This window comes from Geothrix oryzisoli (assembly GCF_022808865.1).
Classification (GTDB): Bacteria; Acidobacteriota; Holophagae; order Holophagales; family Holophagaceae; genus Geothrix; species Geothrix oryzisoli.
This window is the reverse complement of sequence record NZ_JAKZLB010000001.1, coordinates 915,495-938,384: the sequence shown is the minus strand read 5'-3', so window position 1 is coordinate 938,384 and position 22,890 is coordinate 915,495. Positions and strand designations below refer to the sequence as shown.

At 63.8% G+C, this 22,890-nt stretch carries 18 protein-coding genes; 8 read left to right on the top strand and 10 right to left on the bottom strand.

What is annotated here, in order from left to right; genetic code table 11:
• Position 1: 1 nt before the first annotated feature.
• From MLE43_RS04255 to MLE43_RS04245, 3 genes are read left to right on the top strand one after another with little or no spacing between them, the layout of a single operon-like run.
• Positions 2-958 carry an N-acetylglucosamine kinase gene (locus MLE43_RS04255; protein WP_243302227.1) on the top strand — a complete coding sequence of 319 codons (957 nt, stop codon included), beginning with the start codon at positions 2-4 and terminating at the stop codon, positions 956-958.
• The gene (locus MLE43_RS04250) at positions 955-1,809 is read left to right on the top strand and encodes an N-acetylmuramoyl-L-alanine amidase (RefSeq protein WP_243302226.1); all 855 of its coding nucleotides are present in this window, start codon (positions 955-957) and stop codon (positions 1,807-1,809) included. The genes MLE43_RS04255 and MLE43_RS04250 overlap by 4 nt, the downstream gene beginning before the upstream one ends.
• Before the next feature lie 31 nt (positions 1,810-1,840).
• Positions 1,841-3,061 carry an aspartate/glutamate racemase family protein gene (locus MLE43_RS04245; protein ID WP_243302225.1) on the top strand — a complete coding sequence of 407 codons (1,221 nt, stop codon included), beginning with the start codon at positions 1,841-1,843 and terminating at the stop codon, positions 3,059-3,061.
• 37 nt (positions 3,062-3,098) lie between these two features.
• Here MLE43_RS04245 and MLE43_RS04240 read toward each other — a convergent pair whose 3' ends face one another.
• The 4 genes from MLE43_RS04240 to MLE43_RS04225 are packed head-to-tail and all read right to left on the bottom strand — an operon-like array spanning position 3,099 to position 7,316.
• A complete protein-coding gene (locus tag MLE43_RS04240) occupies positions 3,099-4,232 on the bottom strand; it encodes a gamma-glutamyl-gamma-aminobutyrate hydrolase family protein (RefSeq protein WP_243302224.1) in 1,134 nt (377 codons plus the stop codon).
• 33 nt (positions 4,233-4,265) lie between these two features.
• Positions 4,266-5,408, bottom strand: coding sequence for a dipeptide epimerase (locus MLE43_RS04235; protein ID WP_243302223.1), 1,143 nt, complete (start codon positions 5,406-5,408; stop codon positions 4,266-4,268).
• Positions 5,405-6,298, bottom strand: a complete 894-nt coding sequence (locus tag MLE43_RS04230) for a C40 family peptidase (protein WP_243302222.1) — start codon at positions 6,296-6,298, stop codon at positions 5,405-5,407. Before MLE43_RS04230 ends, MLE43_RS04235 begins: the two co-directional genes overlap by 4 nt.
• Positions 6,299-6,353: 55 nt before the next feature.
• Positions 6,354-7,316 (bottom strand): serine hydrolase, encoded by a 963-nt coding sequence (locus MLE43_RS04225; RefSeq protein ID WP_243302221.1) that lies wholly within the window; start codon positions 7,314-7,316, stop codon positions 6,354-6,356.
• A 219-nt stretch (positions 7,317-7,535) separates the two neighbouring features.
• Between MLE43_RS04225 and alr the strand changes: the two genes are divergently transcribed.
• The 4 genes from alr (at position 7,536) to MLE43_RS04205 (ending at position 12,262) form a co-directional block, all read left to right on the top strand.
• A complete protein-coding gene (alr, locus tag MLE43_RS04220; RefSeq protein ID WP_243302220.1) occupies positions 7,536-8,618 on the top strand; it encodes an alanine racemase in 1,083 nt (360 codons plus the stop codon).
• A gap of 5 nt (positions 8,619-8,623) precedes the next feature.
• On the top strand, positions 8,624-10,045 hold the full coding sequence (locus MLE43_RS04215; protein ID WP_243302219.1) for a M15 family metallopeptidase: 1,422 nt from the start codon (positions 8,624-8,626) through the stop codon (positions 10,043-10,045).
• Between the two features lie 70 nt (positions 10,046-10,115).
• Positions 10,116-11,492 carry a diaminopimelate decarboxylase gene (lysA, locus tag MLE43_RS04210; RefSeq protein WP_243302218.1) on the top strand — a complete coding sequence of 459 codons (1,377 nt, stop codon included), beginning with the start codon at positions 10,116-10,118 and terminating at the stop codon, positions 11,490-11,492.
• A 2-nt stretch (positions 11,493-11,494) separates the two neighbouring features.
• Positions 11,495-12,262, top strand: coding sequence for an N-acetylmuramoyl-L-alanine amidase (locus MLE43_RS04205; RefSeq protein ID WP_243302217.1), 768 nt, complete (start codon positions 11,495-11,497; stop codon positions 12,260-12,262).
• Between the two features lie 4 nt (positions 12,263-12,266).
• Here MLE43_RS04205 and MLE43_RS04200 read toward each other — a convergent pair whose 3' ends face one another.
• Positions 12,267-12,752, bottom strand: coding sequence for a GNAT family N-acetyltransferase (locus tag MLE43_RS04200; protein WP_243302216.1), 486 nt, complete (start codon positions 12,750-12,752; stop codon positions 12,267-12,269).
• Between the two features lie 3 nt (positions 12,753-12,755).
• Positions 12,756-15,035, bottom strand: coding sequence for an exo-beta-N-acetylmuramidase NamZ domain-containing protein (locus MLE43_RS04195; protein ID WP_243302215.1), 2,280 nt, complete (start codon positions 15,033-15,035; stop codon positions 12,756-12,758).
• Between the two features lie 315 nt (positions 15,036-15,350).
• Between MLE43_RS04195 and MLE43_RS04190 the strand changes: the two genes are divergently transcribed.
• The gene (locus MLE43_RS04190; protein WP_243302214.1) at positions 15,351-17,003 is read left to right on the top strand and encodes a tyrosine-type recombinase/integrase; all 1,653 of its coding nucleotides are present in this window, start codon (positions 15,351-15,353) and stop codon (positions 17,001-17,003) included.
• A gap of 66 nt (positions 17,004-17,069) precedes the next feature.
• On the opposite strand, the gene MLE43_RS04185 is transcribed toward MLE43_RS04190, so the two are convergent.
• The 4 genes from MLE43_RS04185 to MLE43_RS04170 form a co-directional block, all read right to left on the bottom strand.
• Positions 17,070-17,882 (bottom strand): ComEC/Rec2 family competence protein, encoded by an 813-nt coding sequence (locus tag MLE43_RS04185; protein ID WP_243302213.1) that lies wholly within the window; start codon positions 17,880-17,882, stop codon positions 17,070-17,072.
• 146 nt (positions 17,883-18,028) lie between these two features.
• On the bottom strand, positions 18,029-19,207 hold the full coding sequence (locus MLE43_RS04180) for a patatin-like phospholipase family protein (RefSeq protein ID WP_243302212.1): 1,179 nt from the start codon (positions 19,205-19,207) through the stop codon (positions 18,029-18,031).
• The gene (locus tag MLE43_RS04175) at positions 19,207-21,492 is read right to left on the bottom strand and encodes a ThiF family adenylyltransferase (protein WP_275976005.1); all 2,286 of its coding nucleotides are present in this window, start codon (positions 21,490-21,492) and stop codon (positions 19,207-19,209) included. The genes MLE43_RS04180 and MLE43_RS04175 overlap by 1 nt, the downstream gene beginning before the upstream one ends.
• Positions 21,485-22,624 carry a ComEC/Rec2 family competence protein gene (locus MLE43_RS04170; protein ID WP_243302210.1) on the bottom strand — a complete coding sequence of 380 codons (1,140 nt, stop codon included), beginning with the start codon at positions 22,622-22,624 and terminating at the stop codon, positions 21,485-21,487. The genes MLE43_RS04175 and MLE43_RS04170 overlap by 8 nt, the downstream gene beginning before the upstream one ends.
• Positions 22,625-22,890: the final 266 nt, after the last annotated feature.

Genomic DNA, 22,890 nt, shown 5'->3' with positions numbered 1-22,890 from the left:
TATGCAACAGGACGCTGAAGCATCGACGGGCTTACTCGTTCTCGGCATCGATGCCGGGGGCACCGAGACCCGCTGGGCGCTCATGGGGCCCTCGGGAGAGGCCGCGGCGGAAGGTCATGTGCGCGGGTTCTCCGCCGTCGACCTCCATGGGCCGGGCCGGACCCAGCTCGTCGAGACCCTGAAGGCCCTTGGGGGCGCAGTCCTGGCCGCGGGCCGGCCCGTCCGGGTGCATGCGGGCCTGACCGGGTCCGGCGACACGAATGAGGAACTCCTCCGGCTCATCGCAGCCGCGCTCGATCTGCCGGACCAGGCCGTCACGGTCGGCAGCGATGTCGAGACGGCCTACCTGGATCTCTTCAGGCCGGACGAGGGCTACATGGTCTATGCCGGCACGGGCTCCATCGCCGCCTTTGTCGATGCCCAGGGCACGCTGCACCGCGCCGGTGGCCACGGCGTCATCATCGACGACGCCGGCGGCGGCTTCTGGATCGCCCGGGAGGCGCTGCGCCACGTCTGGCGCGCCGAGGACGAGCGGCCGGGCACCTGGCGCGATTCGGCCCTGGCCCGGGAGCTGTTCGACCTCGTGGGCGGGACCGACTGGGACCACACCCGGCAGTATGTGTACGGCGGCAGCCGCGGGGATGTGGGTCGCCTCGCCCTGGCCGTGGCGAAGGCCGCCGATCGCGATCCGGAAGCCCGGGCCATCCTGAGCCGGGCGGGACTCGAACTCGCCCGGCTCGCCCGAACCCTGATCACCCGCTTCGGTCCCCGCCCCGTGGCGCTCAGCGGCCGGGCCGCCACGCTGCATCCGCTCATTTCCGAGGCCATGCGTGGGCAGCTGCCGGCCGGAACCCCCTTCGACCTGCGCGCCTCCCGCGGCGAGCACGCCGCTGCGCGCCTGGCCCTCCGCGCCGTGACCCGTCCCGCCATCCCTTTCCCGAAGGATTCCGAATCATGAGACAAGTCCTGCTCGGCCTCGTCACCCTCCTCACCGCCGTGGGCTGCGTCCGGGGCCCCTCCATCGACCACGCCTACCGGGCCAAGAGCCAGGACAGCCGCGCGCAGTTCCTCATCCTGCACTTCACCGGCGGCACCTGGGACGAATCGCTCAAGATCCTCACGGAGGGCCCCGTGAGCAGCCACTACCTCGTGCAGGACAAGCCGGTCCGGGTCTTCCAGCTGGTGGACGAGGGCCAGCGGGCCTACCACGCCGGGCAGAGTTCCTGGAAAGGGCAGACCCAGCTCAACGCAGCCTCCATCGGCATCGAGATCCAGAACCTGGGCGACACCCAGGGCCCGAACGGGATCGAATACCACGAGTATCCGAAGGAACAGATCGACACGGTGATCGCCCTCGTCAAGGACATCGTCGCCCGGCACGCCATCCGCCCCGACCGCGTGCTCGGCCACAGCGACATCGCGCCGATGCGCAAGGTGGATCCGGGGCCGACCTTCCCCTGGAAGCGCCTCGCCGACGAGGGGCTCATCGTCTGGCCTGACGCGGCCAAGGTGGAGGCCGCCCGCAAGGGCTATGAAGCGGCGCTGCCCGATGTGGCCTGGTTCCAGGCGAAGCTGCTCGCGCATGGCTTCGCCCCGCCGCAGGACGGCCAGCTCGATCCGGTCACCCGGCGGATCCTTTCCGTCTTCCAGATGAAGCACCGCCCCGCCCGCTATGACGGGACGCCCGATGCCGAGACGGCTGCGATCCTGGAGGTCCTGACCGCCCCGCCGGCCCAGGCGCCTGAGCTCCGCCCAACTCAGCCTGCTGCCTCCCGGGTGACCTCACCCGCGGTGGACCGCCGATCCTGAAGAAGCCGGCCCACGGGCCAGGGAGTGACCCATGAGATGGATGGAGAGAAGACCGATCGGGCGCCGCGGCATGGCTTCGGGGCTCCTCCGCCGCCCCCTGGCCTGGGCCGCCTCGGCCCTGCTTGCCTTGGGGTCCTTCGCGGCCCCCCGCCTCGGCGCCACCCCGCCTCCCGAGGCGATCCATGTGGCGACCTTCGATTCCGGCTTCGGCGGGTATCTCACGGCCAAGAGCATCGAAGGCACCGCGGCCTCGCTCCTCCGGGACTACGACACCACCATCACCATCCACCATTACGGCGACACCAAGAACCTGCCCTATGGGGAGAAGACCCCCGGGCAGATCGCCACGCTGGGAAGTGCCGGCGTCCTGAAGGCCTTCGAGCAGGGGGCGGACATGGTGTTCATCGCCTGCAACACGGCCTCGACTCAATACGCCCGGATCCGGCGCGCCGTGGAGGAAGCCTACCCCGGCCAGAGCAAGCCGGTCATCTCGATCATCGACGTCTCCGCCGGCGAGGCGAAGCGGCTGCTGGATCAGGCCCTGTCGCACCAGGCGACCGCGACCTTCGTCATCATGGCGACCCCGGCGACCGTGCGGAGCATGGTGTACCCGAGGCAGCTCGCCGCCCTGTATGGCCTCCCCCTGGCCGAAGAGGCACCCAAGGCCTTCACACAGCCGCGCTGGTACCGGACCCACGGCGCCACCATCGACAGCCTGGTCCAGACGAGTGCCATCGCCCTTCCCGACGGCCGCCGCATCGAGATCCACCAGCTGGCGCCGGCCAACTGGGTCGAGCTCATCGAGCATGGCGCGGACCCGAAGGCCAAGCGGGAGGCCGTGCGCCGCGACCTGGGCCTGCTGGTGCCCCGGTTGGCGAAAGCGGGCGGAGCCGATGTGGTGGGCTACTTCTGCACGCACTTCCCGATCTTCGATGCCGACATCCATGCCGAGATGGCGGTCCAGCTGCCTGGCCACCGGGACACGGCCTACATCTCCCAGGGCCAGCTGATGGCCACGATCTTCAGGAGGATGGCCGAAGAACGCCTGAAGGGGCATCGGCGCGAGGTGCCCATCGGGGCCGACCAGCTCCGGGAGCTGGTGGCGTCGGCCCGCGCGACCATCACCATCAGCGGTCGGAACGGGGCGGTCACACGGGAGCTGGCGCACACCATGTTCCCGAATGATCCTGTGCCAGCGGTGACCGAAGAAGACCTAGGCACCCTGGCGCCGCAGGTTTCGGCGCCCAAGTAGGACAGCGGCGCCCGCGGTCGCGGTCGATCGATCGGAATCAGTGGGGCCGGCTCTCCGTGAGCCTGGCGCCGAACCAGGTCCAGATGGCCTTGTTGAATGCCAGGCTCGGGGGTGTTCCCGCGAGGATGGCCTGGTAGCTGATCGGGGTGTCCTCGGGCTTCTGCCGGAACTTGGCTTCCGTGTCGAACAAAAGCATGTGCTCGGGGTGGAACTGGACCCCCAGGACATGGGGGAAGCGCTGGTGTTCGATGGCCTCGACCACTTTGCCGTCCCGCGAGGTGGCGATGGCGATCCACCCGCTCCCGAGCTTGCCCAGAGCCTGGTGGTGGGAACTGAGCACCCGGGGATGATCCGTGCGCTGGAAGCCCATCTCCTGGACGAATTTGCCCTTCCCCTTCAGCTGGAGGGAATGGAAGTTGTAGGGCATGAGCTTGTCGAGCGGATGGAGGCGGCGGTAGGGGTTGTTGTGCCACTGCTCAGGGCCCAGGGCGAGGACATCCTCGACGTTGCCCTTCTTGTAGATGCCGGTCCAGATGTCCTGGATGAGCGTGCCGCCGGTGCCCACATTCAGGCTCTGGAAGCCGAGGCAGATGCCCAGGACGGGGAAGGCCGGCCGGGCGGCGAGGAGGGGCGTGCTGCCCGGGTTCTGGGAGCCCCCCAGCAGGTGGAAGATGGCCGAGAGCTCGAGGTAGTTCCGGAACGGATCCTCCACCTCGGACAGGAGGTTCGTCTTCTGGTGGAAGATGGAGGCCGGGATGTCTGATCCGCCGAAGAAGATCAGGCCATCGGACTTCTGGACGATGGCCTCGAACTCGGGCGTGCAGGCGTTCTTCCGGAAGAGGACCGGTTCGGTGATCTCGGCGGAGACGGCGTGAAGCCGGAACCAATCCAGGTGGTTCTCACGGATGAAGGCCCGGGATGCCTCGAAATCCTCCTTCTGCCGGACGTGGTAGACGCCGATGACCGTGAGATTGGGGACATCCAGGATCCCCTTGCTGCGCAGGGTCGCGAGGCAGCGGATGTTGTAGACCGTCGGATTGAAGACGACGAGGCGGGCGCCATCCCCGGCGGGCCGGGGGCCGTCCAGGAAGCGCTCGAGGGCCTGCGCCGGCAGCGGCAGGCAGAGGGCCAGGCAGAGGAACAGGCGTTTCAGGAAGATTCCCGGAGTCATGCGCATCCCGCTTTCAGAAGGGGGTTCGGGGGCTCAGGCCTTCGTGCCGGCCACGGGACGGATGCCCAGGCCCGGGGCGTCCGGAAGGATGAGTTTCCCCTTCTCGAAGGTGACGCCGGTGAAGGGGTCGTTCGCGATCAGGAGGGGACCGTCGAGATCGGCGTAGTCCACCAGCGGGGACAGGTGCGCCGCAGCGGTGATGGTGCAGGAACTGGACACCATGCAGCCGATCATGGTCTTCATGCCCAGGGCCTTCGCCACGGTGATCTGGCGGTAGGCCTCCAGGATGCCGCCGGCCTTGTCCAGCTTGACGACGATGCCGTCGTAGGCCTCCCGGAGCTTGGGGATCTCGTCGGCCCGGTGGCAGGCTTCGTCGGCGAAGATGGGCATGTGCACGCGGCTGCGGACCCAGCGGGTCTCTTCGAGCATGTGGGCCGGGAGGGGCTGCTCGATGAACTGCACGCCCTGGGTCTCCAGCCAGTTGATCTTGCGGACGGCCTCCTCCTTGCTCGTCCAGCCTTCGTTGGCATCCACCCGCAGGGGCTTCTTGGTGACGCTGCGGACCGCGTCGAGGGTGGCCTCGTCCGAGGTCAGGCCGACCTTGATCTTGAGGAAGGGGAAGGCCTCGGCCTCCCGGATCTTCTGGCGGGTGATCTCCGGCGTGTCGATGCCGATGGACATGGTGGAGATGGCGGCATCCGCCGGGTCCAGGCCGAGGTAGCGGTAGAGCGGGACGCCCAGCCGCTTGCCGATCCAGTCCATCACGGCCAGGTCCACGGCGGCCAGCGCGGCCCGCTGGCCCGGAAGCCGGCGGTCGAGCTCAGACCAGAGCTTCTCGAAGCACCAGGGGTTGGCCGAGGTGATGAGTCCCTGCACCGCCTCCAGCGCCTTCTGGCCATCGGCGGCGCTCTGGTTGTAGCGGACGATGCCCGCGCCTTCCCCGTAGCCGGTGACGCCGTCCCGCACATACTGCGAGTGGAGGGTGTCCCGGTAGGCGCTGGAGGACATGGTGGTGGTCCACTGGTGCTTCAGCTGAAGCCGGCGCACCTGGGTGGTGAAGGTGGTTCCACCCTTGGCGGGCGGAACGGCTCCCGGGCCCTCCTGGGATTCACGGCCCAGCAGGGCGGTGCCCGCGGTGGCCGCGGCCAGGGTCTGCAGCAGTTCCCGTCGATTCATTTCAACCTCCGCATGGCCACCAGGAGTTTGGACCAGTAGGGATCGCCCAAGCCGGAAATCTGGATGCCCGGCCGATCCTTCGGCGTGTCGTGGATGAAGGCCCCCTTGCCCAGGTACATCCCGGTGTGGGTGATGTGGGCGGCGTCCTTCCCGAAGAAGAGCAGGTCGCCGGGCTGGAGCTGGGTCCGGAAGGTCACCGCCACCAGCCCGGGCCATTCCGCCTGGATGTTGGCGTCCCGGGGCATGATCACGCCCCGGCTCCGGAGGATGGTCTGGGTGAAGCCGGAACAATCGAAGCCGAAGGTCGAGCTGCCGCCCCAGGTGTAGGTGATGCCGAGGAAGCGCTTGGCCAGGGCGAGCGAAGCCTCGAGGCTGAGCGGCTGGAGGTCCGTCCGCACGTCGCCGCTCTGGATCCACGCGGCGCGCCGATCCGGCAGCCTCACCTCGAGCCAGCGCTGGGTGTCCTTCCCGCCGTTGATCCGCTCGAGGCGGACACCATAGGGGGCGGTCAGCACGGGTGCGTGCTTCGTCACATCGGGTTCGAGGTAGAGGTTCGCCCCGAGGGCATCGATCTCCACGGCCTTGCCGGGTTCCAGCGAGGCCGGATAGCGCTCGTCCTCCACCAGGGGGCGGAGGGTTGAGGCCTGGACCCAGCCGGGGTAGTCGTCCTCGCCCTTGACCTTGATCCAGCCATCCTGGTGGTCGAGCTCCACCAGCCGGGCGCCGAGCACCGCCTGGGACACCACGTCCCGGTCCTCCTGGGGGCCTGAGTGGAAGTTGATGACGGGCCGGAGGACCACATACGCGGCCGGGGCCTTGCCCCAACCGGGCAGGGCGGCGGCCAGGGCCACCAGGCCGGTGAGCAAGCCACGGAGAAAGACGGAATTCATGGAAGGACCTCAGGGATGCGGGCTGGGGCGGGAGGATCCCATCATCGCAGATGGTTCAGTGGACCAGAAGGGGACCGAGGACCCGGCCCTCGGGCGAGGTGGCCGCATCCATCTCGAAGCAGGCCGCCGCCCGCAGGGCGATGCGTGCGATGGCGGCTTCGCCCTGCCGCTCGTCCCGCAGGTGGGAGGTCATCACCGCGATCAGGAAGGGGCGATCCTTCAGGAGCACGAGACCCACATCGTTCCGGACGCCGGGGAGGACCCCGGGCTTGTTGGCCACCGGCAGAGCCTCCGGCAGGAGGCGGGTCAGGAACCCATCCTTGGGCGTTCGCAGGAGGCGCATCAAGTCGGCCCGGGCCTCCGGTGCCAAATCCGGCCCGCGCTGGATCGCCCCGAGGAGGTCGGCCAACTCCCTGGGCGTGGTGAGGTTCTCCCGGCCCTCGCGGGCCGCCTGGAGGTCCATCATCTTCCGGCGCAGGTGCGTGTTCTTCAGGCCGAGCCTTTCCAGGGTGGCGTTCACGCGCGCCATGCCCAGCCGGTCGATGAGGATGTTGGTGGCACTGTTGTCGCTGACAACCACCGTGAAGAGGGCCAGGTCCCGGTTGGTCAGCCGGGTGCCCGGCGTCAGGTTGCCCAGGATGGCGCTGTCCTCCGCCAGGTCCCTGGGCTGGAGCAGATACTCGTCCGAGAGCCTGGCCCGTGGAACCCGCTCCTGTCCCTCCTCGGGCCGTCGGTACAGTTCCAGCAGCAGCGCAAGCTTGATCGTGCTGGCCGCGGGAAAGACCTCCTCGCCGTGCAGGGAGAAGGTGTCTCCGGTCTCGAGGCTCCGGATGAATACCCCCACGCGTCCGTCTACTTCGTCGGCGATCTTGGTGATGTCCTCGCTCATGCGCGTCCAGAGCCTGGGCTGGAGGCGGGGCTTGGCGGGAGCGGCCTGGGCGCTGGGGGGCTGGGCGGAGAGGCAGACCGGGGCCAGGGCCAGCAGACCGAGGCTGGATGCGCGAAGTCCGATCTTCATGGGCACTCCATCTGGGGGGCGGACCCACCTGGTGTCTGACGGCTTTGGACATCATCACCGGGAGGGGGTCGGCCTGGAAGAGCTCCGGCCGCAAAGCCGGTCGGGATCGGCCTGTCGCTCCCAACCGATTCAGCTATCCTTGCTGTCATGTCTCCCGACAGTTCATCGGTGGCCTCGCCGGCCCAAAGCATTCAGGAGGGGCGGACCCTCACCGCCCACGTGGATCTTCGGCAGCTGGTCCGGAACTTCCAGCACCTGCGCCGCGTGTCCGGAGGCGTGGGGATCCTTCCGGTCGTCAAGGCGAATGCCTATGGCCACGGGGCGGCTCCGGTCGCGCGGGCCCTCGTGTCCGCGGGCGCGGAGGGATTCTGCGTGGCCACCCTCCAGGAGGCGCTTGACCTCAGGGAGGACGGCCTCCTGGCTCCGATCCTCGTGTTCGGCAGCCTCAGGCCGGAGCAGTTTCCGGTGGCGGAGGCGAACCACCTGGACCTGGCGGTGGTCTCCGCGGACTACCTCCGGGAGCTTGCCGCGTGGCAGCCCAGGGCCGCGTTCGGTCTGCACCTCAACCTGGATACCGGCATGGGGAGGTCGGGCATCCTGCTGGACGACCTGGGGGCCTGCCTGGATGCCATCCACCACCTGCAGGGACGGATCCGCGGCGTCATGGGCCACTTCTCAGCCTCGGACGAGCCTGACCTCCGGTTCGCAGGCATCCAGCGCCGGCGTTTCGAGGGGGCGCTCGCCCAGCTTCGGGATGCGGGCCTCACCCCGCCCATGATCCACCACGCCAACAGCGCGGGCTACCTCCGTGGCCTGACGGGTGGCGACACCCACGCGCGGTGCGGGATCGCCCTGTACGGGCTGTCGGACCTCGGAGAAAGCGAGGCGGCCGGTCTGAAGCCGATCCTGGAGCTCACCGCGGAAGTCACCCGGGCCGTGCGCATCCCCGCCGGAACCACCGTGGGGTACGGCAGCACCTATGTGGCACCCCGGCCGCTGGCGCTTGCCACGCTGAACTGCGGGTACGCGGATGGCTATCCCCGCGCCCTGTCCAACCGCGCCGTGGTGGGTTTCCGGGGCCGCACCTACCCCGTGGTGGGCAAGGTCTCCATGGACCAGCTCACGGTGGCCCTTCCCGATACCGTCCTCATCCGTCCCGGCGATCGCATGACCCTCCTGAGCCGGAACCCGGAGGAACCGCATTCCGTCCGGAACACCGCCCGGCTCCTGTCGACGATCCCCTACGAAGTCACTTCCGCCCTGAACCGCCGGGTCCACCACGACCACGCCTCCTCGAGTTGATCTCCATGCCGAAACCGATCCTCACAGGCTTGTTCCTGGCCCTGGCCGCCATCTCGGCCGCCTGGGCCCAGCGTCCTCCGGCCGGGGAGCACGCGGTCCGCCCCCTGGATCAGGTGATCGCGGAAGCCAGGACGGCGGTGCCGCCCGCGTTCCCCCAGGCCCGGTGCGCGCCGGATCTGGTGGAGCTCACCACCCTCGACCCGACGCTCCGCCTGGCCATCGGCTACGCCACCAGGGACAACTTCCTCCACGCCCCGGTGTATGCCGAGGCCCGGGCCTTCCTCCAGCGCCCGGTGGCGGAAGCGCTAGTGCGGGCGAACCGCGCCCTCAGGCCGGCCGGCTATGCGCTGCGGATTCACGATGCCTACCGGCCCTGGTGGGTCACCAAGGTCTTCTGGGAGGTGACGGCCCCTGCGGACCGGGCCTACGTCGCCGACCCGGCCAAGGGCTCCGTCCACAACCGCGGCTGCGCCGTGGATGTGGACCTGGTCGATCTCGCCACCGGGCAGCCGAGCAGCATGCCGAGCGACTATGACGAGATGTCCCAGCGGTCCCACGCCGATTATTCCGGGGGCGATGCGGAGGCCCGGCGCCACCGGGAGGTGCTCCGCGCCGCCATGGAGGCGGAGGGATTCAAGGTCCTGAAGGAGGAGTGGTGGCACTTCGACCATGCCTCCAGCTCCGACTACCCGATCATGAACCTGCCCTTCGAGGCGATCCTCGACCGGTCCGCGGAGATCGCCGGGGCGGGGCAGGTCCTGCTGGTCACCACGCCGGGCTGGGACGGAGCGAGGGGGAGCCTCCAGCGGTTCGAGCGCCGCGGGGGGACCTTCGTGCCCGTGGGCGGTCCCCTGTCCGTGTGGATCGGGCACTCCGGCCTGGCCTGGCGGAGCGACGACGGCGCCCCCCCGCCGCCGGCCCCGGGCCCGGTGAAGCGGGAGGGGGATGGCCGCTCCCCGGCGGGCCTCCTGACCTTCGGCGACATGTGGGGCTACGCTCCGGCGCCTCCCGAAGGTGTGCGGTTCGCCTACCGCATGTCCACCGAATGCGATCGCTGTGTCGATGATTCGGAGGATGTCGAGTACGGCCGCCTGGTGCGCACGGCCTCCCCGGAGGCGCCGGTGACCTGGCGCTCCGCCGAGCACCTCCGCCTCGACACCGAGCACTACCGCTACATGGTGGTGATCCACTACAACGACCTGCGCCCCCGCAAATCGGCTGGCAGCTGCATCTTCCTCCATGTGGCGCCGCCCCCTGGAGGCGGCACCGCCGGTTGCACGGCGCTCGCGGTGGACGACCTGCTGGCCCTGCTCCGCTGGATGGATCCAGCCCGGAATCCCCTGCTCCTCCAGGTGCCGGAGCCGGCCCTCGAGGCGGTGCGGGCCGCCTGGCACCTGCCGCCCGAACTCCGCCCGATCTCCCGCTGAGCCGTCAGGCCCGCCCCTTCCCGTTCCGCCCCCTTCCGGGATCCGTTCCCCCTTCTGCCTGGAGTTCTTCGTGTCCATCCGCCGACTGAGTCTGGCCCTCCTCCTGTCCCTTCCGGGCCTCCATGCCCAGGTCGCCAAGCCCACGCTCCACGAGGCCCTGATGGCCGCGCGGGCGGATCGGGCCGGGGATCCCGGCGTGGCCGGGGCGTTCCATCGGCTGGCCGATGCGTACGGGACTCCCCTCTACGTGTATGACCAGGGCCACATCCTCGGCCAGGTTGCCGCCCTGAAGTCCGCCTTCGCGCCCCGCTTCTCCAAACTGCGGATCCTGTACGCCCTGAAGGCCAACACCAACCCCGCGGTCATCGGGCTGCTCCGCTCCCAGGGGCTCGGCGCCGAGGTCGTGTCCCGGGGCGAGATCGAGACGGCGCTGCGGGTGGGTTATGCCGGCGGCGACATCATGTTCACCTCCTCCTCCAAGGGGCCGGAGGAGATCCGCCGCGCCATCCAGCTGGGCAGTGTCCTGAACGTGGATTCGCTCGACGAGCTGGGCCTGGTCCAGGCCGAGGCGCGCCGCCAGAAGAAACAGGCGCGGATCTCCTTCCGGATCAATCCCGGCGTGGATCCCCACACCATCCACCAGATCAACACCGGCATCGCCGAATCGAAGTTCGGCCTGCACCTCCAGGGCGGCATCGCCTTCAAGGCCTATGAGAAGGCCCTGACCATGCCGGAGATCCGCATCGAAGGCGCCCACTGTCATATCGGCTCCCAGATCACCGAGACGGATGGGTACCTGCTGACCGCCCGCAAGATGCTGGGACTGGTCAAAGACCTGAAGGACAAGCTCGGGATCAAGCTCGGGTTCGTTGATCTGGGCGGCGGGCTGGGCATCCCCTACCAGGACGGCCAGGCGGTGATGTCGCCGGAGGACCTCGCCAAGGCCCTGGAGCCGGTCTGGAAGGAGGGCGTGGCCGCGGCCGGCTACGAGCCGACGCTCTGGCTCGAGCCGGGCCGGTTCTTCGTGGGCGGGTCCGGGTTCCTGGTGATCCGCGTGAACACCGTCAAGGAGACCCCGCTGAAGACCTTCGTGAACGTGGATGCGGGCTTCAACACGCTCATGCGTCCCGCCATGTACCAGGCCTACCACCGGGTGCGCGTGATCGGGAAGACCCAGGACCCCGTCAAGGTGGACATCGCGGGTGATGTCTGCGAGACCGGCGACATCCTCGCCGAGGGGCGCCTCCTGCCCCGGGCGCAGTCCGGAGACCTGCTCGTGATCCTCGATGCCGGCGCCTACGGTTTCTCCATGGCGAGCGAGTACAACGCCCGTCCGCTTCCCGCCGAGCTGATGGTGAATGGCGATGCCGTTCGCGTCATCCGCAAGCGAGGCCGGATCTCCGAGCTCTTCCGGAACACCACCACGGCGCCCGCCACCCGCAAGTAGCCATGGCCATCAGATCCGATCGGACCTCCCTCGGCCGCCTCCTACTAGGGGCGGCCCTGCTCCTGCTGGCCTCCGCCTGCCACCCCCCCCGGAACAGCCTGGCGGAATGGGCCCCTTCGCCCAACTACAATGCGCGCCGCCCCCAGATGGTGGTCATCCACCACACGGTGGAGGACACCTTCGACGGTGCGCTCAAGGTCCTGCAGACCCAGAACAGCGGGGGACCCGTGAGCTCCCACTACCTGATCGGCAAGGACGGGCGGCTGGCCCAGCTGGTGTCGGACGACCACCGGGCCTACCACGCGGGCGGGGGCAGCTGGGGCCCCTACCATGACCTGAACTCGCTCTCCATCGGCATCGAGCTCGTCAACAACGGTTTCGAGCCCTTTCCCCAGCCCCAGATCGACGCGCTGCTGGTGTTGCTGGAGGATCTGACCCGCCGCTACGGCATCCCCCGCACCCAGATCACGGGGCATGCAGACGTGGATCCGGTCCGGAAGCAGGATCCCAACGGCTTCTTCCCCTGGAAGCAGCTGGCGGATCGTGGCTTCGGCCTCTGGCCCGACGAGACTCTGGCGGACCCCCCCGCCGGGTTCGACCCCTGGATGGCCCTGAAGGTGATCGGATACTCGACCAAGGATCCCGTCGCCACGGCCCGGGCCTTCCACCTGCACTACCACCACATCGAGTCAGGTGAGCTGGATGACCTGGACCGGCGGATCCTGTTCAACCTCGAGTCGAAGCTGCTGGGGACGGTACCGCCCCCCTGACCGTTCAGGTGGCCGCAGGCCGGGGCGGGTCGAGGGGGCCGCGGGACTTCCGCAGCAGGAGTTCCGACTGTCCGGGGAGGATGTAGTCGGTCAGCTCTCCGACGACGGTGTAGCCCAGGCGCTCGTAGAGCCTGCGGGCGGCCTGGTTGAAGGACGACACGCACAGGAAGACGTTGGCGTGGTCGCGGAAGATCCGCTCTTCCGCGAAGGCGATCAGGGCGGAGCCGATGCCCGCATTCCGGAAGTCCGGCGCGACGCAGATCGTCTGGAGATAGCCGACGAAGGCCCCTTGGAGGTTGAGGAAGACCAGCCCGGCCAGGCGCCCATCCTGATAGGCGACATAGCGCTCCCGGCTCGGATCCCGGACGAACGGGAGCAGGGTGTCATAGTCCCGACGGAGGGTCACCCAGGGCTCAGAGGAGGCCAGGAGGGCGGCGCAGGCTTCGGCCTCGGCGTCGGAGGCCAGGAGTCGGATGGTCAGGGGGCCCATGGCTCAGGGCTCGTACAGAAGGAACGGCTGGCGGCGCTTCAGGAAGCCGGTCCGGGAGGGTTCCCAGCTGGCCACGATCTCCTTCCAGCCCTTGCCGGACCGGATCAGGCCCAGGGTCGCGTCGTCCTTCAGCAGGTCGTCGAAGCGCTGGAGGTCGAAGGCCTCCCCGTAGAGCCGGTGCAAGGTGAGGGCGATGGCCAGGCCCAGCTCGACCGGCCGCAGGGCCTCGCGATCGACGAGGACGAGGCGGACCCCGCCGCACGCCTCTCCCTTGAAGCGACTGGTGGTGGGGGTGAACCGCTCGGGGATGAACCGCACCCCCGGGAGACCGAGCTTGGTCAGCTCGGATGCGAGGACGCGGTCGTTGATGTAGGGCGCGCCGACGACCTCGAAGGGCGTTCCCGTGCCCCGCCCGACGCTGATGGCCCGTTCCAGCAGCCCGATGCCGGGATACAGCGCGGCGGCATTCAGGGTGCGCATGTTCGGTGAGGGGCTTTCCCAGGGCAGAGCCGTGGCGTCGAACCACTGCCGCCGTCGCCAGCCCTGGAGTTCGATGACGCGCAGGCGGGCGTGGAGGCTGAGCTCGGCATTGAACATCCGGGCGAGCTCGCCCACGGTCATGCCGTGGCGGAGGGCGATGGGATGGCAGGCGGTGAACGACAAGTCCGAGGGCAGGGCCGGTCCCTCGACCAGGGCGCCACCGATGGGGTTGACGCGATCCAGGAGGATGAACGCCTTCCCGGACTTCGCCGCGGCTTCCAGGCAGCCCTTGAGCGTCGCAATGTAGGTGTAGAACCGGCAGCCGATGTCCTGGACGTCGAAGACGAGCGCATCGAGGTCGGCGAGGTCTTCGGACGAAGGAGCGCGCTGGCTGCCCTTGTAGAGGCTGATGACCGGAAGGCCCGTCCGCGTGTCGAGGGCATCCGGGATCCCCTCCTGGTCGAGCTCGCCCCGGATGCCATGTTCGGGGCTGAACAGCCTCACGAGCCGCACTCCGGGAGCCTCCCGGAGCAGGTCGATGGTGGCGTTCCGCTCGTTGTCGATGCCGGTGCGGTTGGTGACCAGGCCCACACGCAGACCCTGAAGGGCCGCGAACTTCTGGCGTTTCAGGACATCAATGCCGTTGAGGACGGTCGGGACCTCCTGCGGGGCCCGGGCGAAGCATCCGGAGTCCTTCCGGGCCGTGAGGCCGATGGCCTTGGCGGTGAGCGTGCCGATTTCGGAATAGAGTGGCTTCGCATCCCCCTTGCCGTCGGGGTGCAAGCGGGTGGTGAGCAGGATGAAGAAGCTGTCGGTGGCAGGATCCATCCAGATCGCGGTGCCGGTGAAGCCCGTGTGCCCGAAGGACCCCAACTCGAACAGGCTCCCCCGGGGCCGGCTGTAGGCCGAGTCGATGTCCCAGCCAAGGCCGCGGCGGTCGTAGACCGTGGCCGGAGTCTGCACGCGCTGCATGGCCTGGAGCGTCTTCCGCTGCAGCACCGGTCCTCCGTGCAGCATGAACCGGGCGTACTTGGCGAGATCCGCGGCCGTGGTGAACAGGCCCGCATGGCCCGCGACTCCACCCATGCGCCGGGCGGTGGGGTCGTGAACCACCCCGCGGAGCATGGTGCCGTCCTGGTCGCGTTCGGTGGGGGCGATGCGGTCCACCCGTCCGGCCTCCGGCCTGAAGCGGGTCGACCGCATGCCGAGCGGCGAGAACACCTCCCGCTCCGCAAACGCGTCCAGGCGATGGCCGCTGACGCGGTGGACGATCTCCCCGAGCAGGATGAAGTTCAGGTCGCTGTAACGGACCACGAGCCCTGGGGGCAGGTCGGGCGCACAGGCGCAGGCCCGGCGGATCCCCTCTTCATACCCGTGCCAGTCCGGATGGACTTCATCCTTGGGGAGGCCCGGGGGCAGCCCGGAGGTATGGGTGAGCAGGTGCTTCACCGTGATCTCCGGATGGTGGAACTCGGGCAGGTAGGTTCGCACCGGAGCGTCGACGTCGACCTTCCCGCGCTCCACCAGCAGCATGACCGAGGGGAGCGTCGCCACCACCTTGGTGAGCGAGGCCACATCGAAGATCGTGTCCTCGGTCATCGGCTCGGCGGCTGGCACGACCGCCCGGTGGCCCTGGGCCCAGTGGCGGTCTTCACTGCCGTGGCCGCACCAGTACACCGCCCCGGGGGTGACCTTGTCCTCGATGGCGCGGGCCAGGGCGGCCCGGATGTCCGCAATCCCCTGGTCGTTGAACGCGCCGGCCTGGAGGACGAGCGCTGAGAGCAGGAGGGCGGCGAGTCGCATGCCTCAGGCTAAACAGGTCCGGAGGTCTTTCCAACACGTCTGCACCCACTGGGGGGATGCTTGTGGCGTACAAGAAAAATCCCCCGGATGGCCCCGGGGGAGGTTGGTGGACCTGATCAGGATCGAACTGACGACCTCTGCATTGCGAATGAGATAGTTAAGTCAGATAACAACACTTGCAAGGCATTAGAAAATAAATAAGACCAATAGAAATAGATTTTGAACGCAATACGCGTTGCCAGGTGGTACCGGGTAGCGAGTGTAGTTTTGCAGACGTGGTACAGATGTGGTAGGCTCCTTGGTGGAGCAATGGCCATGGCACAGACGAGCAGATCGGCTCGGCTAGACACCAAAACGAAGAGGCTGGCTCTTGAACGCGCCAAATATCACACGGCCACCTTGGGCGACGGTTGCTACGTGATCTACAGGCACCCGAAGGATGACCAGGCAGGTACCTTCTCGGCCCGTTGGCGGGTTCCAGATTCCACGTCCTTCCTCAACTCCAAAATTGGCGAGGCTGACGACACCAGGGCGGCAGACGGTGTCACTGTCTTTAGTTGGGATCAGGCTAAAAAAAAGGCGGAGGATTGGTTCGGGCGATGTGCCCGCGAGCAAAATCTGAAAGTTGATGGGGAACCGCTTCCTTCCGGGGACTGGAAAGTCCGTGATGTCATTTCCTATTACATCAGCGAGGCCAGGGCGACCCGGAAGGATCCGCTGACTGCCGACGATTCCGAAGCCTCAGCCAATGCAAATATTCTCCCCATATTGGGCGAAACCTATGTTGCAAAGTTGACGACTACTCGACTCAAGAAATGGCATCGCGACCTGGCAGCACGAGGGAAGCGCAGAACAGGACGGAAGCGGTTACCTGGCGAAGAGATCGAATATTTGGACCTTCCCGACCCCAAAAAGGAACCGGATGCCCACAAGAAAGCCATCAGGGCAAGGAAGTCCTCCGCCAATAGGGAACTCGCCACGTTAAAGGCCGCGCTCAATTTGGCGGTGGATGATGGCATGATTCCCGCTAACCACCGGCCCTGGGATCGAGTGAAACCATTCCCTGGAGTGAAGGGGCAACGGGTGCGATTCCTGACTGTGGATGAACAGCAAGCACTGGTTGCCGCCTGTACGCCAGAATTCCGGAAACTTGTGCAAGGTGGACTTTATACCGGTGCACGGTACGGCGAATTGACCGAAGCCAAAGTAGGTGACTTCAACCCGGAAGTCGGCTCCCTGTGGGTGAATGGCAAGGGTGTGGATTCTCGTCCTCGGTACATTTTTCTGACTGAAGAGGGCGAAGAATTCTTCAAGGAGTTGGTGGCCGGCAGGAAAAATTCAGACACTCTATTTCCTCGACATCTAGTGGCCCGCAAAGTCGATGCGCCGAGGTTGGTGACCTTCCGGGGTGCTCAGATCCGGCTGTCCCGCAGCGAGTTGGATGTGCTCGCCATGTTGATGGGTGGGGCAGGGCGGTGGGTGACCTATTCGGAGATCGAGGCGGAGCTCTGGCCAACTGCTGGCAATGCCCGGAAACGAGTGTCCAACACCCTGGACCAACTGCGGCGAAAACTACTAGCGGTTGGTGTCTCCCCAATAGCCAGGCAACTTGAGGCGGCAAGACTCACCTGTCCGGCCTCTGAGATTGCCATCTCCGAAATCGGAAATGAGTCTGATACAGCCAAGCCGAAATTCAAATGGATTAAGGGTGATGCCAAGGCGCCAATGAAGGCGGCATACACGAAGGCCAAGATCGAGAAACTTACGTTTCATGAACTCAGGCACACATATGCGTCTGGTTTATTGAATGGCGGCATTCTGCCAATGGTGGTCGCCAAGCAGTTGGGGCACGCGGACACACGGATGGTCCAAGAGCACTATGGACACCTCTGCGAGAAGGCAAATCGTATGGCTATTCGCTCCCAATCCCCGGTCTTGGGGATTCGGGGGCTTCAGAGCCAGGAGTAGAATAGGTGTTCTGGAGAGGGATGTGCCCGGCAGGCAATATTGTGAACATGCATCATCTAGTTCCGGTCAGAACTCAGAGGTCTCAACGACTAGTCCATTCGCTTCTGTCAGCAATGATTGGCCGTCTCCTTCATTTGTAGAGATCCATGCATCGGCATACTCCTCAAACAGGCGCACTGATTCTCGGGACGGGTGCCCAAACTGGTTGTCAACTCCAGCGCTCACGATAACGTGAACTGGGCACATCAACGCAATTGCCTCCTCGGTAATACCGTGTTTCGACCCATGATGTGGAGCAGCAAGGACGTCGCACTCGAGGGAGTCAGCGAAGTATTCAACGATGGAATCCCAACGATCACATTCGGTATCACCAGTGACCATGTATGTCGCCTGCGTGGATCTCTCCGTCACCTTGCAAACCAAGGAACAGTTATTGGAAGAGGTCATATCATCGGCGTGTGGCGAAAGTATTTCGAATTTGAACTCGTCGGAGATCTTGTTGTAAAACCGATTTGGATTCGACTTTAAGCAAACCGAGTAGCGTTTGATCGATTTGGCAAAAGCGAAATCTTCAATAACGTCGAAGCATCTGTCGGCTGATATCGTGTTCTTAAAATACTTTGGATACATTAGCCAATCGGGTCGATATTTGTTCAGAACGACTCGTAGGCCGACTTCATTAAAGTGATCTGCATCAAACCCAGTAATCATCAAGCCAATTAGATTCTTATCCCGAAGAACCTCAGTCAGCGCCGCCTTCACGTATTCGACGTCTTGACTTGGATTCATCGGAAGATACGTATCAACAATGAACGCTTCCGTCTCACCAGTCACAACGACGAATTGACCCTGCCCAACATTCAAAGTGTAGATATTCATCTATGACTCCTAATGACAGGCGGTTGCGCAAAGTTCAAGATCGTACCTGAGCTTGCGCGCCGACAAGAGTTTGAATCTGGGCACCGCCGGGCATTTTTGAATCGAGACAAAATCGAGGGAGAGAATCAGACGCCACAAATTTCGACTCACATCTTCAGGCTCATGAACTCGGAGCCTCGAAAAGTATCCTTTACATGGTTGTTCCATTTGGCCGTCTCGTACCCATGCCTTGCTATCAAGTCAAAGTCCGCTTCTCCCAATGCCAGGAGTGTTGTGGGATACCCCTTTGCCCTAGCGATTTCGGCATCACTTAGAAATTCATTCGGGTCTTGCCCAAGGTTCTCTTTCGGAACAAGGCCATTCTTGATCTGTTCATGAACGCTTGACCCAATTTGGTAATACCGCCCGCTCTCGGGACTCGACTGCAAAAAGCGAATAAATGGACGAACGCGAAGGGCTCTGGCTTGGCCCATGACAATGTCAAGGGTACGCAGCAGTCTCTTGGGATGAAGGGGGCCTGGAATCCTGCTTCGTTTGTACGGCGCGCCAGCGTCAGCGATCACGATAAAGTCAGCCCCGCAGTTCTTCTTGATATTGCCCTTTCCGACATCGAAAAAGGGCTCCATCCCGAGGTTGTCATACAGGCCGCCATCATACAGATGCAGCTTCGAGAAGGGAGGATGAATAATTTGAGGGTCCGCTTCGTCATCCCAAACCTCCTTTTTCATCCATTGATATTTGGAGGTATCAAGGGTAAGCGGCCCGATGCCGCCAGGGAAAGCTGCCGATACGGCCAGCGCTTCTGCGAGGAGCATCTTGCCCGCCTTTGCGTAGCCAATCTCGTAGTCCCCAACCGTGTCACCTTTGAACCGGAACCTTCGACCATTCTCTGCGGTCGTGCCATTAATAGACCAAACGGGCGTGGGTGGGAGGTCTTTTAGCTGAGCTGTAATACCCCATTTCTTTCGGATGCTAATGGCGAAGACATTTGCGCGAGATAGGAAGAACCGCCAGTTGAGAGGATTGGCTAACCGAAGGAGGGCATCGATTGACAAAGACGACTGGGTCAAGATGCCCCGAACTTCTGCGTACCCTCGGATCCTGTAGTCTTCGGAGGACGGCCAGCGATTCCCAGCTTGCGCAAAAACGAGGCCCGCAAACAAGCTCCCACCTGAGACGGTCGATAATGCCGTCACACGTTCGAGCCATTGTTCTTCAGCCATCCACCTCAATACCCCGGCATGGAACGCCGCCGCACGGACACCTCCTCCCGAAAGCGCCAGCGCGATTCGCTGATTGTGCAGTAGCATCTTTCCCGTCGACATCACCGTTCCAGAAGGTTGATGGAGATGGCGCCTTCTCCGACAATGACCATCAAGGCCGGCTCGCCATCCTGGCCAAGATCGCTTGAAAGTTGGGCGATCAATGCCTTGTCAAGGGCGCTAGGGAATGGGGGGCAACCTGGTGGGTGGGCGTGCCATTCCCCGATGTTCGTCACAATGCCACGTGTTCTGGCGGTTGCCTCCTCGACCACCTCTCGGAGTCCCTGTACGCCTCGGGTGAATCCGGTACGGCTGGCGTCACTGTCGGGCGGAGCCTCAAGAACATCCACTATGAAGAGTCTCCGAAGAACATGATCGGAGTACCCAAGCACCACACCACCTGTTTCTGACGGAAGATGGGTAGCCCGGATCTCGAAAAGCCGATCTCGAGTGCCTTCGTCCCAGACGACGGTCCAAACTCCTGTCACCGTTTCAATCGGCATCCGAACGGTCCCCAGATGGGACACGCAACCTGCCCGCTCCTCTGTGAACGTGAGAATCTGAATTCGAGCCGCAGTGCTCTCATAGGTCTGCTGGATCTGGACGGCCAGCAGACCCGCATGAGCATAGATCCAGGATTGAGGGATGGGCACTGATGCCTCGCGGCAGCCCGCTCCCACCCATAGAGGCAGATTAAGGCTCTTGAGATGGTTCTTGGCCCAGCCTTCACGAATTAGCATTCTGTAATACTGCGCTTCAATGGCATGCATGCGGACCGAGCGTTCCCGATCCTCTGCAAGGAGAACAGAGGATTCGCCGGAAGGGTTCAGGAATGCGGAAACAACCCTGCACTTCCCTGGACGGATTCCCAAATCTCTGGGGACTTCTAGGGTCGTCGTACAGTCCACCACCAGAGAGGCACCTTCGAGAGCCTCAAACACTTCTTGGATCTGCGGATCGTTCGCGCTGCCAAAGATCTCCTTAAGTGCATAGGAATCCAAAGCGAAGGTGGCTCGGGTCATTGCGCCAACGACTTCTACCTTTTTCTGTCCGATATGGGGATCTTTGGCAATGTGTCTAAGCACATTGTGTGGGGCCACATAATCAGGATCGACGAGCGTCCAGGTGCCCCATCCAGCTTTAACCCAGATGTCGACCAGCAGACTTCCCAAGGCTCCAACTCCAGCCTGGACGCCCTTGAAATCACAACTAATGTCCGATATCCCCGCGTTCTTCCGCGCAAGCTCAAGGGACGATGTGAATTGCACTTCGAATTGAGCGATCCGGATTCCAGACCAAGCATCTTCGGAAGGCAACGGGTGCATTTTCGAAGAGCCCAAGTTACGGTCACGAAACACGTGCGTGGCATTCCCAGGTGGCGCTACGAGCACGCCAAGGCATTCCCCCAGTCTGGTGACATCAAACTCTTTATCAAAAACAAAAGCCTTGCCGACATATGTCTCGGGCCTGCCTTGCGATTTGCGAACCAGAGGAATACTAAGAATGAGCACGCAGAGCTTGGTGGGGTTTCTCTGGAGGCCTGCGTCCCCAGCCAAGTCCCAGATTTGCTGGCGCAACGCGTCCATAAATTGGGCCCCGTTGCGTTCGAGAGCATCATAGAGATGCCCAAGAGTAGTCGGAATCCATCCCGGCGCCTTGTGGAGCATCGGGCTTGTTTCCACTACAAGTGGAACAAACTGATGTGATTGAAAATCCTGGTGTCCCTTTGGCAATAAGGCAGCCCGGAGATACCGAATTTTTGAAATATCCTCTTCTACTCGGCCAATTAGGATGCCCTTTTGGGGATCCTTCGATGTTTCTCCGAAATTGGTCGGCAGCACCAACGTCATTGGAGCCGCTAGGACAGGAAGCTCAAGAGGCTGATCAGCCAGGTGGAGGTTGCCTCTGGACGTTTCAAGTAGCCACCACTGGATTCTTCTAAGGTGCTTCTCTGCTGTCCAACTCCTTCGAGTTGCAGACCAGGGTTCGAAGTACAAGCAAAGAGATGCATCTCCCGGGACTTCCTGGGCGTTGAGGTGGTGAACCGGCGGGAAGTCTGGCCGGAGTGAGAAAACCCCTGGGGGCGTTTCGGGGGAAGGGTAGAAGACGAGAGCCATTGGTTCACGGACTTTGATCCCAACGGGATTATCCGAAGTCACATGGTCGCTGATGCAATCGACCAGGATAATCTCTGCCCGACTTTCGGCTCCCGACCAGACGCGGATCTGGTCAACCTGGAAATTGGGGTGTCTCAGACAGGCCCGTACCGCCGCTCGAGCCGACTCGATTTCCAAGGCGGAACCGTCAAGTGTAGGGACTGCCTCCCCAACGTCCTTCCAGCTACTCATTCCCCGCTCGAGGTGCAGGAGTGGTGATGATCGCGGCGGCGCCCGAGATGATCTCGCCCGTAAGTGTGATCCCCTCGGCATCCACCTTAAAGGTGATCGGCTCCGGCTTCTTTCGGCCCTTGTGCTCCATGGTGACGTGAATTCGCCCACCCTTCACATCCTTGAGGTGGCGGTCATAGGCTTTTTTGGCCTGGATGTGTGGCGGCTGTACCTGAGTGTAGGATGCGGGTTCGTCATCAATTGGAAGACTGGAGCTAATGATCCTTGCTCCCTCTTTGCCCAGCAGAAGGAGCTCTTTCACGAGAGGGATGGGGATGGTTTCCTTCTCACCTTTGTCTTGGCTTAGGGCTAAGTAACTACAATGGTGTGGGACGTTGAAGAGGTCCCACTTCAGCCGATCTTCGCGACCATGTGCCTTAGTGATAGACACAATTTCTGCTAACACTTCGGCCTCGGTGTCACCAACCGCGAGAAAATCCCAGACTCGGTTACTGACGTTGAAACGCACGTTGAAAATCAAAGAGGCTTCGTTTCGAGCGACATCTCCTCCGTCAACGTGCTTGACGAACGGGGAGTGGCAGAAGAACTCCACACCATCAGCGGCAAGAGAGAACCCATTGGCAAGCTGGCCGGCATCCGTGATCAGGTGCCTTCGCTCTTCAAAATCCAAATCATTCTTTTCCATCCAAGCCTTGAGTTTGTCAGGGCGAGAAAAGATACGGATTCCTCTCTTTTCTCGAAGCCGATGTCTGGCTTCCTGACGCCAGATGACGAACTCGGCTTGCTGTTGGTGATTCTCGGCGGTCTCCAGGACCATCGCGGCTGGGACCCACAGTTCCCTGATCTTGATCCGATCCCCCCCCTTGTATTTGTCGGCGTGGGTAAGCTCGAAGAACTCCGTGCTGTTGGCAATGTGGTCATCGTCTCCATGAGTGAAGGCCACCACATCGAAGTAGTCCCGGCCAACGTCCTTGAGTTCCTTGCGCAGCCTCTCCTTGAGGTTGATTTCAGGGGTATCGCCCGCCTCGCTGGCAGTCAGGTGGCGAAAGTCGAAGAGGATCCGCTTTCCATTTGCCAGGACGATTTGGCTGGTATCGCCATTGCCAACGGGGTAGAAGGTGATCGTATGCACGGGGCCTCCAGGTGTGCCTGCCTCAGATAGCCGTTTCACATGGTATGTGGTCGATAAATTCCAGATAAATCGTGAGCATTAGAACGCGCTCTTTCTCTTGAAGGAAGGTGCAGTCTTCAATTACTTGCTCCATGATGCCGTCGAAAGGAAACCTGTTGCGAAAATATCCGGTCTTCAAGTCTCCGCTCGAATCCCTCTTCTATGGGATGTAGATCTTCATGGCATATGTCGGTCCGCTGGTGGAACGGTGGCCCTGGCCCTAGGGT